The organism is Paraburkholderia sp. SIMBA_053, from assembly GCF_046534895.1.
GTDB lineage: Bacteria > Pseudomonadota > Gammaproteobacteria > Burkholderiales > Burkholderiaceae > Paraburkholderia > Paraburkholderia caledonica.
Window position 1 is genome coordinate 443,769 of the sequence record NZ_JAWRXU010000001.1, and the last position, 12,376, is coordinate 456,144.

The 12,376-nt window shown below is 61.7% G+C and carries 11 protein-coding genes; 4 read left to right on the forward strand and 7 right to left on the reverse strand.

Going from position 1 to position 12,376, the window contains the following annotated elements:
* Positions 1-63: 63 nt before the first annotated feature.
* Positions 64-1,665, forward strand: a complete 1,602-nt coding sequence (gene glgA, locus SB753_RS02050) for a glycogen synthase GlgA (RefSeq protein ID WP_410798733.1) — start codon at positions 64-66, stop codon at positions 1,663-1,665.
* 133 nt (positions 1,666-1,798) lie between these two features.
* Here the strand turns inward: glgA and SB753_RS02055 are convergent, their stop codons facing one another.
* From SB753_RS02055 to SB753_RS02080, 6 genes are all read right to left on the reverse strand, one after another.
* Positions 1,799-2,959 carry a GGDEF domain-containing protein gene (locus tag SB753_RS02055; protein WP_020067875.1) on the reverse strand — a complete coding sequence of 387 codons (1,161 nt, stop codon included), beginning with the start codon at positions 2,957-2,959 and terminating at the stop codon, positions 1,799-1,801.
* A complete protein-coding gene (locus tag SB753_RS02060; protein ID WP_410798734.1) occupies positions 2,919-3,791 on the reverse strand; it encodes a hypothetical protein in 873 nt (290 codons plus the stop codon). Before SB753_RS02060 ends, SB753_RS02055 begins: the two co-directional genes overlap by 41 nt.
* 727 nt (positions 3,792-4,518) lie before the next feature.
* Positions 4,519-6,687, reverse strand: coding sequence for a M1 family metallopeptidase (locus tag SB753_RS02065; RefSeq protein ID WP_392393529.1), 2,169 nt, complete (start codon positions 6,685-6,687; stop codon positions 4,519-4,521).
* Positions 6,688-7,349: 662 nt separating this feature from the next.
* On the reverse strand, positions 7,350-7,985 hold the full coding sequence (locus SB753_RS02070; RefSeq protein ID WP_410798735.1) for a glutathione S-transferase family protein: 636 nt from the start codon (positions 7,983-7,985) through the stop codon (positions 7,350-7,352).
* Between the two features lie 42 nt (positions 7,986-8,027).
* A complete protein-coding gene (locus tag SB753_RS02075) occupies positions 8,028-8,474 on the reverse strand; it encodes an SRPBCC domain-containing protein (RefSeq protein WP_204521504.1) in 447 nt (148 codons plus the stop codon).
* Positions 8,475-8,477: 3 nt separating this feature from the next.
* Positions 8,478-8,810, reverse strand: coding sequence for an ArsR/SmtB family transcription factor (locus SB753_RS02080; protein WP_020067880.1), 333 nt, complete (start codon positions 8,808-8,810; stop codon positions 8,478-8,480).
* Positions 8,811-8,938: 128 nt separating this feature from the next.
* Between SB753_RS02080 and SB753_RS02085 the strand changes: the two genes are divergently transcribed.
* The gene (locus tag SB753_RS02085) at positions 8,939-9,712 is read left to right on the forward strand and encodes a YkgJ family cysteine cluster protein (RefSeq protein ID WP_410798737.1); all 774 of its coding nucleotides are present in this window, start codon (positions 8,939-8,941) and stop codon (positions 9,710-9,712) included.
* A gap of 195 nt (positions 9,713-9,907) precedes the next feature.
* Here the strand turns inward: SB753_RS02085 and SB753_RS02090 are convergent, their stop codons facing one another.
* Positions 9,908-11,062 (reverse strand): epoxide hydrolase family protein, encoded by a 1,155-nt coding sequence (locus tag SB753_RS02090; protein ID WP_408473210.1) that lies wholly within the window; start codon positions 11,060-11,062, stop codon positions 9,908-9,910.
* 134 nt (positions 11,063-11,196) lie between these two features.
* Between SB753_RS02090 and SB753_RS02095 the strand changes: the two genes are divergently transcribed.
* Entirely contained in the window at positions 11,197-11,568 is a 372-nt protein-coding gene (locus SB753_RS02095; RefSeq protein WP_410799595.1) for a CidA/LrgA family protein, read from the forward strand.
* Positions 11,565-12,305, forward strand: a complete 741-nt coding sequence (locus SB753_RS02100; protein WP_020067884.1) for an LrgB family protein — start codon at positions 11,565-11,567, stop codon at positions 12,303-12,305. The genes SB753_RS02095 and SB753_RS02100 overlap by 4 nt, the downstream gene beginning before the upstream one ends.
* The last annotated feature ends 71 nt before the right edge of the window (positions 12,306-12,376 follow it).

Sequence of the window (12,376 nt, forward strand, 5' to 3'; positions counted from 1 at the left end):
TAGTTGGCCCTGTGAATCCGCCGCACTGCACAAGTGCAAAAAACGCGTCCTCTGGGGGCCACCTTGCCGCTTAACGTACTACTTGTCGCTTCCGAAGCCCTACCGCTCGCCAAGTCGGGTGGACTCGGCGACATGGTCAGCGCCTATGCCGCAGCTTTGCGCGATGCCGGCGTCGACGTCTCGATTCTGATGCCCGCTTATCCGGACGCCCTCGAGCGTGCCGTCGATGTCACTTACGTTGCGCGCATGACCGGTCTGCCGGGCGGCGACGCGCGTTTGCTGCGCGCCCGCATGCCCGATAGCGGCGTAACCGTGCTGCTGCTTCAAATGGATCACCTCTTTGCGCGCGAAGGCTTGTACCGTGACCCGCAAGGGCACGATTATCTCGACAACCTCACGCGATTTGCGTCGCTGGCGGCGGCGGCCACGCGTGTCGCGCGCGGCGTTCGCAACCTGAAACGCCCTCACATCGTGCACGCGCACGATTGGCATGCAGGGCTCACGCCGCTTTACATGCGGCTCGCAGGCGTCGCCGCGAAAAGCGTCTATACGATTCACAACCTCGCGTTCCAGGGCAATCATCCGCTCGCGATGGGCGGCTGGATCGGTGTGCCGCCGGAGTTGCTCGCGCCTGCACTGAGCGACGAGCGCAGCATCGAGTTCTACGGTTCGCTCAGCATGATGAAGGCGGGGATCGTCCATGCGGATCGCGTGACGACCGTCAGTCAGCGCTATGCACGCGAAATTCTCACGCCGCACTTCGGCCACGGAATGGAAGGCGTGCTGCAGGCACAGATAGGAAAACTGAGCGGCATCGTGAATGGCATCGACATGTCCGTGTGGAATCCGGCCACTGACGAATACATCGCCCGCCCCTATTCCGTCGACGACACCGCCGGCAAGCAGGCATGCAAGCGCGAATTGCAACAGGCATTTGGTCTGACGCGCGACCCGTTCGCCCCGCTCGTCGCGATAGGCAGCCGTCTCACCGAACAGAAACTGGCCGACGTGGTGGTGCACGCGCTGCCCCGACTGCTCGAAGAGCATCCGCGTCTGCAGTTCGCAATTCTCGGACAAGGCGAACGCGGACTCGAACATGCGATGCAGGAACTCGCCACCGCGTGGCCAGCGCGTGTGGGTGTGCAGATCGGCTATGACGAGCCGCGCGCGCACATGCTGCACGCGGGCGCGGACATTCTGCTGCACGGCAGCCGCTTCGAGCCGTGCGGACTCACGCAACTCTATGCGATGCGTTACGGCACGATCCCGGTGGCCTCGCGCGTAGGCGGTCTCGCGGATACGATCGTCGATTACGCACCGCACGAAGCGCGGGACGAAGATTGCGCGACCGGCTTCCTGTTCGATGGCGAACATCCGCACGACGTCATGCATGCACTCGGCCGTGCGTTGGCCGCGTTCGTGCGGCCCGCGTCGTGGCATGCGTTGCAGCGCAATGCGATGAACCGCGACTCGGGCTGGGAAGTGTCGACAGCGAACTATCTTGCGTTATATGCGGGTCTCGTCGACGCACACCCTGCGGTGCCCGATACGCGTGTTCGCAAGGCGCCTGTCCGCGCAAGAACTGCAGCCCCGGCGAACTCACGGCGAGTTCGCAGCGAAGATACGTTCAACGCGGGTGTGGGCGAGTTGGCGCGAACCGCGTGATGGATTGACGGCGCGATGGCTGGAGTCTGGCGGTAATGAAGGGCCTGCGCCGCGAGGGCGCAGCCGCTTTATCAAAGGTCCAGGCGCTTCGCTTAAAAGTGCAGCCGCTTCGCTTAAAGGCGCAACGCCCGAGCTACCCGACGCGCGCCTCAGATGCGCGCGAGGCAAACGCGAAGCCGTTCTTGCCGCTTCGCTTGACACGATACATTGCTTCGTCGGCGGCAGCGACGAGGCGGCAATAGTCGTCGACGAGATCGGGGTAGCTCGCTATACCGATGCTCGCGCGAACCATGCCCATGCCCATTTGTTCGTCGGTGCGGGCCACGCAGGCGATCAGGCGCTGCGCGATCTGCCGCAACTCCTCCTGCTCGGCGAACTCCTGAACCAGCACCGCGAATTCGTCTCCGCCAATGCGCGCGACAACGTCTTCTTTGCGCACCGATTCGCGAAAACGCCGCGACACTGCGACCAGAAACTCGTCGCCCACACGGTGACCGCGTGAATCGTTGACCTTCTTGAAGCCATCGAGATCCACATACAGCACGGCCATCTTGCGCGGGCTGACCGACATCGACGCCTGGGCAGCGGCCTCCTCCAGCGCGGCGAAAAGCTTGCGCCGGTTCGCGAGCCCGGTCATCGGATCGTGCAGCGCTGCGTGCTTGAATTCGTGCGACTGGCCGGCCAACTGCCGGTTGCGTTTGGCATACATGCCCAGCGCCGTAATCAGCAGGCAGAAAAGCAGCGCCGCCACCGCGATGAGCATGTGCGCGATCCCCGTGATTCGCTTGCGCATGTCCGCGCTATAGGTATCGCGTTGTGTGTGCCAGTAGGACGACGCGTCGCCGAGCAACCTGTCCATTTCGCCGAACGTCGCGTCGGGCAATAACACCGACGACGGAATACGCGGCGCATTCGCAGGACTCGCGTTCACGAGCGCGGCTAGCGACGCGAGACGCCGCGTCAGTTCGGCGCGCGCCTGCCCGTAGCCTTCCGCTGCGGCATCGTGAGCGTGCGGCACCTGGTCCCATACGCCCACGCGCGCACGCGCGGTCTCGGCTCGCTCGACGGCTTCGAGCACGAGGCCCGCATATTCCTGTTTGACCTGATCAGCGAATACCGTTCTGATCTGCAACGCCAGATACAGCAGGCCGATCAGCAGGCACAGCAGCGACGCCACGGCGACGGTTGCGGGACCGGGCGTGAGACGCCATCCGTTGGCGCGGCCGGATTCCCGGGGCAACGCAAAGAGCGTTTCAGGGATGCGAGTAGGGGTCTTGCTGACTTCCGCTGCCATGTTGTCGGTAGCTTACGCGTCGAAAGAAGGAGCTCATTCTTGCAAACAGATTGGGCTTACGTCGTGCGCTGGTCCCTGAAGCGCGGCGCTCCTGCTGCACGTATTTCGCCGCTCGCGCGGGACGTGTTGATGCCAGCTGCGGCGAGGCCGGATCTGCCGCGGCGGCAGTACGTTGCATTGAGCGAGGCGAAACGGCCGCGCCGGTTTCCGTGCCCGACGGCACAGCCTCGGCATTATCCGCGAGCACTTCCTCTTCGTCCTCCGGACGGCTGATCTGTCCGGACCACACCGACGGCTTCCGGCTCTCCGTACTCGACACCGGCGACTTCGCGGGGACCGCCGGCAGGTCAAGCAGTGCAATCGCATCTGCGGGCGAGCTGGTGACGGGTCTGGGAATCTGTGTCGGTGCCTGCATCGATGCCTGCATCGGTGCAGGTGACGGGGCCGGTGCCGGGGCGCTGATCGCGGATGTCACGAGCGGTGCTCCCACGATAGCGGCTGCAGGCGGTGCAGCCTGCGCGCTGGTCGCGAGCGCAGTGTCTGCCTGCGCGGACGCTTTCGCGAGCGCCGACGCCACGTTGTTCGGCGTGGGCATACGCAACGCCTGGCGCGCGCGGGCGATGGCCTCGGCATACGTCTGCTGGTCGCTATTGAACCAGACGCCATAGGCCACGGTGCCCACCACGCCGAACGCGAGCGCGCTCGCCGCCGCTACGCATAGCGCGAGGCGTCCGAAGCGGGGCGTCACGCCTGAGTCTTCCACATCGCCGCTATCGAAGCGCGCATCGTCTCCATGTCCGCGGACAGGAGGCAAGTCGGGATCGTTATACATCGCAATACGCTCCGGAATTCTTCCGTCTGACGCTCCATCAGGCTGGGTCTCACTATTTCGCACGGTCGATGCAAACGCTGCTGAAAGAATGTAACTCGCTCGTCCGGTAGCGACAACAACACGCGGCGCGGCTGCCGACGTCTGTTCGGCAGCGCGCATTCGCGTCTGAAACCCGGGTAAAACGTTCAACGCCCATGCATATACAACAACGCAGTGGCCTTTCAACTGACGTCGGAGCGGGCGCAAAGCGCCGCCAGCCTTGATGCTCGGTCGGCAGAATGCGCCAGGGGCTCAGTACCATGCAATTTTCGCGCCTGCAGGCCGGTTAACTGAACGCGCGGCGCGCTTGCCGCGCTTGCCGTTTACGCCTCGCGTCGAATAGCTGCGCCGAGCGGTGCCAGAAATGGTTGCGCCATCCACTAAACGAGAAATGTTTAACGCCACGTCCGGCGCACACAGGAGTCACACATTCTCACCGGAGCGGCCGCGCGCGGCTGCACGCCTTTTGCTGACACGCGCAGGCGCGAGTGGCGTACATCGACGATATTTCGGCGCTATTGTGCTATCGCTTAGTGGAGCCGCTTGCCCATACGTTAAGCGGATTTGGCCGGTAATGCGGTAACGCTGACTTCGCTTGCAAAAGCGCAGTGGCCCGCATCGCGTGAACGATGCGGGCCACTGTACTTCCGGCGGCTAACACGCTGGTAGAGGCCGCCGGCTTGGCGCGTTACTCCCCTTGCGCCTTTTGCCGCAATTTGCCTTGATAGCGGATCGTCGGACGCAGCGACTGCGTCGTCGGCGCCGGCGTCTTCAGCAACTGACGGGCAACCATGGCGTTAGCGGAACTGAACGAGCCGATGCTCGTTTCACGCGACGGGTCCGCAAGACCGTGTGCCACGAGCAGTTTTGCTTCGAGTTGCAAGCTCGTCAGCAGGACAGGATCCTTCAGCGCATTGCCCTGTGCGAGCAACTGACTCCACGCGTTGTTGCTGTAGTTCGTCACGTAGTAGTCGAGACCGCTCGGGTCCGCGAGCACCGCTGAGCAGCCGTTGAGCCGCACCTGCGTTTGCGGATCTTTCAGCGCGAGCGTTTTGCGCGAGGTCAGTCCGTCGCCATACGCGAGCGTCAGCGGAACGGTCCACTGCGTCCCCGGATACTGGTTCTGATTCGGGAACGGCGACTGTTTCAGCGTCACGATGGTCTGGTTCGTCGTCAGATCGCATTGCGTGTCGAGCGAAATCAACGGCACGCCGGTTTGCCGCACGAAGCTGTCGCCGATCGCGACCATCGGCTCCCCGCTCGCCTTTGCCAGCTCATCCCACAGACGCTTCGGCGTGACGTTGCCGAGCGAATAGTCGGCGAGATACTGCTGCAGACCGCGGCGCATGGTTTCCTCGCCGAGATAGTTTTCGATCATCTTCAGCACATGGCCGCCCTTGTCGTACGTGAACGCGCTCGCGCTCAGCACGAAGTCGTTGGACGCCCAGCCGTTGAAGTTCGGCTGCACCGGGAACGAGGTCGACTTCAGGTCCGCGTTGATCACCGCATACTTGTTCTTCACGTCGTCGACCCAGCTGAACCGGTCCGGGAAGAAACGCACCTTCGTCTTGTTTTCGAAGAACGTTGCGAACGATTCGTTCAGCCACACATCGTCCCACCAGTCGAGCGTGACCAGATCGCCGAACCATTGGTGCGCCGCTTCGTGCGTGAGCACGGTCACGCCATAGTCGGACATGGTCGTGCCCGGCGCGGGCAGGATGTCGTCGGCGAATTCGAGAATGGCGCCCCAGTTCTCCATGCCGCCGAAGTTCAGGTCCTTCTCTTCCTTGAACGCGTCATTGGCGGCCACCGTGTCGAACTTCGTGAGCGGCAATGGGATGCCGGTGTAGCGATAGTAGTAATCCAGCGCCTGCTTGGTCTGCTGCATCGCCGGCTTGGCCCAGTCCCGCATGCCCGGCGGCGTGAAAATGCGCAGATGCAGCCCCTTGCCGTCAGGCAGCGGACTCGTGAAGTCGTCTTCGAGAATGTCGAACTGGCCGCCGCCGAAGAAGAGCAGATACGAAGGCATCGGCGGCGTCTTTTCGAATGACACCAGCTTGTAGCCGCTATCCACATTCACTGCGGGCTTTTCCGCCGCGTTCGACACGACGTTCCAGTTCCGCGGCACCTCCGCGCTCACCTCATAGGTGGGCCGGAAAGCCGGCTCGTCCCAGCCCGGGAACCATTGCCGGGCCAGATTCGACTCGCCTTGCGTGAGGATCGCGCCGCTCGTGGTGCCGTCGGTCGCCTTCAGATCGACGCGGAATACGCCCTCCGCTGCAGAGCAGCCGGGGTAATGATCGTCGCCGCAACTGCCGCCCGTCTTCGCGACTGGATCGTCATAACTCTTGAAGTTGATGATGCCGCTCCACTCCATGTGGAGCGAGTAGTTGCCGGCGGCGATCTGACCGCTCACGGGCCGAAGCTGATAGAAGTCGCCGTCGTCTTGCGGCGTGGCGATCAACGCGATGTTACCCGGTTGAAGCGTGATGGTGCCGTTGGTGAACTTGACGCGATGGCCTGCGATCGTGATCGCATTGACGGCCTTGAGCACCTTGATCTGCACGTCTGCGCGACCGTCGAACGACGACAGCGCCGGGTTGGGCCGGAACCATAGTTTGTAGTTGACCGGCATGACAGTGTTCGGCAATTCGACCGGCTGCACGGTCTTGTCGATCGACGTATCCGCGAGCACTGTACTTGCGGGCGGCACCTGAGCGACTTCGGACGCGCCCGCCGGCCCCTGTGCGGATTTACTCGTCAATGACGAAGAGCCGTCTCCTCCACCGCACCCGGCCGTTACCATTATTCCGGCTAACGCCAGGCACTGCACCTGCGATCGGAAATTTATACGCATTTTAATCCTCGACTGACAATATCGGTATAAAGAAGTGCGTTGAGCCACTTGAGCCGTGTTTCTGTTTTTTCAGCGACAAAGGTCTCCCGCACTAGCACCGAATTGCTAGCCAGAATATGGACGTGTTACGTCCTCAGCACTAATTGGCTGATTTTAAGATTCAAATGCTTATTTATTACAAAGCTTTCAGAAACGTAATGACTACGCTCTGATGATCGCCGGGCAAAGCGCCGCCCACCGGACCTCACAGGCAGAACCGGAAACAGGATCAGTTTTCGACGACAGTGCGTAGCCTAGTTTGGCAAACGTTATCGTGTCAACTTCCTTTCACAATCTTTCCTGAATTGCCACGCGATGTATGCGGGTTGGATGCCGGACGTAATCCATCCGAGTTAATACTCTAAATAGCGGTTTTTCCGGATTGGTCTACGAGAAACTTTTTATTTTTCAATGCCGGATGTGCTATGGCGAACAGGACGCAAATAACGAATTGCGAATCGATTTTTGTACTAGCTATTGAGTTCACGCAGCGCACAAAAAGACCGGTGTGCGAATGGGTCATGGGGCACATGGCCGCGAGTCGGCGCACTGCCGACCCGCGGCTAAGAACGGACGTGGTGCACGTCACCGTCGATGCAACGATCGCACCGCAGCTGAACGTCTCAGGCCGCAACCGCCTGGGCCCGCCTCAAAGGAAACGGATCGCGCCACGCCTCAAGCTCGCTCAGCCGATCGTGCCAGCGCATTACCTCGGGAAACTCGTCTAGCGGCATGTTCGCGCTTGCCGCATAAGGCAGCGTGACGCCGACCGAGAAGTCAGCGATGCTCATCTGATCGCCAAGCAACCATTTACGCCCATGCAGATGCCGGTCGAGAACGCCCGCATGTTTGCGGAACCACCCTTGTGCTTCTGCGACTTTCGCACTGTCAGGCGCGCCCAGACCGATTGCCGGTTTTATCAGGTGTTCGAAGTAAAGCAAACCGCCGTGGCGGTAAAAGTGCTGGCTATTCCAGCTTAGCCAACGCAGCACGTCGGTCTGCTGCTCGGCGTTCTGCGGCCACAATGGCGATTGCTCTCGTTGCGCGAGATGGCAAATGATCGCGTCCGCTTCCCAGATGCTTCTTTGCCCATCGACAAGGCAAGGCACCTTGCCGTTCGGATTGAGCGCCAGATAAGCGGGCGCAGTGTGCTCGCCTTTGCCCAGATCGACATAGGCGTATTCAATTGGCAACCCTAAATATTTAGCCACTGCGCATGCCTTGCGCGGCGCTAACGACTCCGCATAGTAAAGCTTCATTTGACGTCTCCGTGATGATTCACTTCATTCGATGCTGCCCCTTCAAAGTTCCGTATTGCCGAGTTCCGCAATCAATGCATCCAGCTTCTCAAACGCGCCCTTCCACCCGGCGTCGTGACCGTCGCGTGCGGCTTCATCGAAGAACTGCGAGTGTGTGAAGTTCATTTCCGTGCCATCGTCGATCGGCCGGAACGTAATGCTGACAAGTGAGCGCCGCTCGGGCAACGTCACCCATTCCCACGTAAAGACGAGCTTACGGTCCGGCTCGACTTCCTGATATTCGCCGCGGCAGTCATGCGTTTCGCCGTCGAGCGTCTGGAATACCACGCGAAACCGGCCACCCACACGCGGATCGGCTTCAGCGCTCAACACCGGGCCGGCGTCAGGTCCCCACCAGCGCGCCATCAACTCCGGCCTCGTCCACGCTGCGTACACTTTTTGCGGCGGCGCCTTGAGGCGGCGCACGATGGTTAAACTGGGTTTCTGCATCGCTCACTCTCCTCCTTCGACAAAATCGGCAAGCCGGTCGAGGCTCGCGGACCAGAAGCGTTCATAGCGTTTAAGCCACGCCATGGCCTCTTCCATGGGGCCGGCAACCAGATCGACTGACACGGTGCGGCCATGCTTGGCGCGCGTGATGAGGCCGGCGTCGCTCAGCACGTCGAGATGCTTCATGACGGCCGGCAGCTTGAGCGGCAACGGGCGCGCGATTTCCGTGACCGAAAGGCCCGGCTCTCGCTCCAGACGAGCGAGGATGGCCCGCCGGGTCGGATCTACCAGCGCGGAAAAAGTACGATCGAGTTGACTGACTGGACACTTCACCATGTGGTGAACTATAGAGATTCGACGGGCAGTGTCAAGGATTTTTGCGCGATACTTTTTCCGCAGTCTGCTGTCAGAAGTTCGCCGTTCGCGCGACCAAGCCGAACGTCGAATTGAAAAAGGACTTTCGCGTGGACGACATCGACTTCGAATGCACCGCGTGCGGCAAGTGCTGCCACGACTTGCGCTTGCCGCTGACATTGGCCGAGGCGAGCGACTGGCTCGCGCGAGGCGGACAGATGGAATTGATTTGCGAGGCGATTCCGTGGCCGGCCGATCCCGAGCCGCCCAATGCGCAAGCGGACTATAGAAAAGCGCGCTCGACACCCGCGGCGAGCGGTTCGCTGCCCGTGCGCGTGTCGATCATTCTCGCGGCCGCGTTCGCGGGTCCATGTCCGAATCTTCGTGCCGACATGCTGTGCGGCATCTATGAAGAGCGGCCACTCGTGTGCCGTATCTATCCGGCGGAGATCAATCCTTTCGTCTCGCTGACGCCTGCAAACAAGGCGTGTCCGCCCGAGGCATGGAATACGAAGCCGTTGCAGCGGCACGGTGTGTTGGTGGAGGAGACGACGCGGCGGCTGATCGAACTATCGCGCCGCACGGCGGAAAATGAAGCACCGCTTCGTATGCGCTTATGTCACGAGTTGGCGATTACTCATGCGTCGCTTGCAAACGAAGGCTTTGTTATTCATGCGCCGCGAAGCAGCGAACTACTTGCGGCTCTCGAACGAGTTCGCGCGACTCCGGATGTGCCACCCGCATCGGCGGAATGGACGTTTGTATCGAACCGCAGTGTTACGGTGGAGACGCTGCTGTCAGTGGGCGCCGCCGTCCGCCTTGACGAACCGGTGGACGCGCGCGACTTCCGCTATCACGGCTTTCATGAGGCATCGTCCGCGTAGGACCGTGCATGTCTGCTCGCACCGGTTCGGCGTCTAGACGCCGCCCGCAGGCCCCCGGCGGTTCCACCGCATTGCCGAACCTCGCACAATGTTTATCCACAAGCGCGCGGCGCATGCTTTGTCGAACATACATCGCGGTTATCCGATGAACTGCCACGACAGCCACGCGCGGCTCTTCGCACTTCGTTCAATGCGTTACGTCCGCAGCGGCCGGAAGAATGCGCGGATTTCTGCGGCGAGCAGATCTGGCTTCTCCATGGCTGCGAAATGCCCGCCGCTCGGCATGTCGGTCCATTGCACCACGTTGAAGGTTCGTTCGAGCCAACTGCGCGGCGGACGACTGATCTCTTTCGGGAAACGCGCGAAGCCGACGGGCGGCACGACACGTTGCCCATCGGCAAATCGCATCGGCGCGAGGCGGTTCTCCCAATACATCTGCATCGCCGGGCCAATGCTTTGCGTGTACCAGTAAAGCGATATGTTGGTCAGCAAATCGTCTTTTGAAAACACCCGTTCGACATCGCCTTCGCAATCGCTCCATGCGCGGAATTTTTCGCCGATCCAAGCGGCGAGCCCCACCGGCGAATCGTTCAGCGAAGCTGCGACCGTCAATGGCTTCGTTGCGTGCATGTGCGCGTAGCCGCCTTCGAGCGCTACCCACTCGTTTCTCTCACGCAGAAAGCGCTCTTCTTCCGGCGTCAACGGTTGTTGGGCCGCTCCGATTGCGGGCTCATACGACCCAGGCAGAAAATTGAGGTGAATACCGTCGACCATCTGCGGATGCCGTGCCGCGAGCGCAACCGACACACCGGCGCCGAGGTCGCCCCCTTGCGCGCCGAAGTGCTGATAACCGAGGCCGCGCATCAGCGATGTCCAGAGATCCGCGACCTGAAACGCGGACATGCCGGACTGCGCGGGCGGCGGCGAAAAAGCAAAGCCCGGCAGAGAAGGCACGACCACGTCGAAGGAATCGGCGGGATCGCTGCCGAACGCTGCCGGTTCGCAGAGCCGCTCGATCAACGCCTCGAACTCCACGAACGAGCCCGGCCAGCCATGTGTAACGACGAGCGGATAAGGTGCCGGTCCCGTACCGCGCCGATGCAGGAAGTGCACGCGCTGCCCCTGAACATCGGCCACGAATTGCGGCTGCCGGTTCAGGCGCTGTTCCGACGCGCGCCAGTCGAACTGACCGGCCCAATAGTCGGCGAGCTCACGCAACCAGTTCGAATCGACACCCTGCTGCCACGCTGAGGACGGCGTAGCGGGCGCCCAACGTGTCGCGCGAATGCGTCGACGCAGATCGTCGACGTCCTCGTCAGGCACGGCGATTTGAAACGGCTCGATTTGCATGGCTGTCGTCCTGCAACAAGTCATTGATGAAGAACTTTCTGTGCGCAAGGCTCGCCGCAATCTGCTCGCGGGGTCCACGGAACTATCTGCATGGTACACAATGGCCGCATTTCCGTTTCCTGCTGGAGATCTACATGCTTGCCGCGCTGGCTGTCCTGCTTACTTTTCAATGCCTCGGAGAAGGTGTGTCTTACGTGTTTCATTTGCCGGTGCCGGGTCCCGTGATCGGCATGCTGCTGCTGTTCGGCTTTGTCATGATGCGTCCGCGGACAGCCGATGCGATCGAACCCACCGCGCTCGAACTGTTGCGGCACCTGTCGCTGCTGTTCGTGCCGGCAGGCGTCGGCATCATGGTCTCGGCAAGCCGCATTCGCGGCGACGCCATTGCGGTGATCGTGTCGATTGCCGTCAGCACGACTCTCGCGATTGCGGTGGCCGCGCTCGTCACGCGCGCGTTGATGCGCCGGCAGTTGCACAATGACGCCGACCGCGAGGCCGCACAATGACCGCCTTACCAAAACTCGGCGCACTCTGGGTGTATCTCGCAGCAAGCCCTTTGCTCGGCCTGACCATCACGCTGATCGCGTACCTGATCGCCCAGACGCTGTATGCGAAGGCGCGCTTCAATCCGCTGGCTAATCCGGTGTTGATCGCGGTCGCGTTGCTGGTCGCGCTGCTCGAAATCACGGGCACTCCGTACGCCACCTACTTCGAGGGCGCGCAGTTCGTGCACTTCCTGCTCGGGCCCGCGACGGTCGCGCTTGCGTTGCCGCTTTATCGTCAATGGCCGAAGCTGCGCCGCTTTGCGTTTCCGCTGATCGGCGGACTCGTCGCCGGCTCGTTGACGGCGATACTGTCCGCGGTCGCCGTGGCTGCGCTCTTCGGCGCCTCGCATCAGACGGTTGCGTCGCTCGCGCCGAAATCCGCGACAACGCCGATTGCAATGGCCGTCGCTTCCGAAATCGGCGGGATTCCTTCGTTGACGGCTGTACTCGTTATCTCGACGGGAGTATTCGGTGCAGTGTTCGCCCGCGCTATTCTCAACGCGCTGAAAATCGCCGAGCCTGAAGTGCGCGGGTTCGCACTCGGCGTTGCGTCGCATGGCATCGGCACGGCGCGCGCTTTTCAGGTCAGCGAGCAAATGGGTGCGTTCGCGGGGCTCGGCATGGGTCTCAATGGTGTGTTCACCGCGTTCGTGGTTCCCGTGCTGATGCCGCTCATTGCGCGCTGGATCGGCGCCTGAGCGCAAGGTGTTCATTGTCTCTACGACGCAGAAAAGCCCGCAAATTGCGGGCTTTTTTTCAAAGTGCCGCT

Excerpts from the sequence above, each read along its gene's own strand:
- SB753_RS02070 (WP_410798735.1), bottom strand. The coding sequence starts at position 7,985 with ATGAAGCTTTACTATGCGGAGTCGTTAGCGCCGCGCAAGGCATGCGCA.
- SB753_RS02090 (WP_408473210.1), bottom strand. The coding sequence starts at position 11,062 with ATGCAAATCGAGCCGTTTCAAATCGCCGTGCCTGACGAGGACGTCGAC.
- SB753_RS02075 (WP_204521504.1), bottom strand. The coding sequence starts at position 8,474 with ATGCAGAAACCCAGTTTAACCATCGTGCGCCGCCTCAAGGCGCCGCCG.
- SB753_RS02080 (WP_020067880.1), bottom strand. The coding sequence starts at position 8,810 with ATGGTGAAGTGTCCAGTCAGTCAACTCGATCGTACTTTTTCCGCGCTG.
- SB753_RS02065 (WP_392393529.1), bottom strand. The coding sequence starts at position 6,687 with ATGCGTATAAATTTCCGATCGCAGGTGCAGTGCCTGGCGTTAGCCGGA.
- SB753_RS02100 (WP_020067884.1), top strand. The coding sequence starts at position 11,565 with ATGACCGCCTTACCAAAACTCGGCGCACTCTGGGTGTATCTCGCAGCA.
- SB753_RS02095 (WP_410799595.1), top strand. The coding sequence starts at position 11,197 with ATGCTTGCCGCGCTGGCTGTCCTGCTTACTTTTCAATGCCTCGGAGAA.
- SB753_RS02055 (WP_020067875.1), bottom strand. The coding sequence starts at position 2,959 with ATGGCAGCGGAAGTCAGCAAGACCCCTACTCGCATCCCTGAAACGCTC.
- SB753_RS02060 (WP_410798734.1), bottom strand. The coding sequence starts at position 3,791 with ATGTATAACGATCCCGACTTGCCTCCTGTCCGCGGACATGGAGACGAT.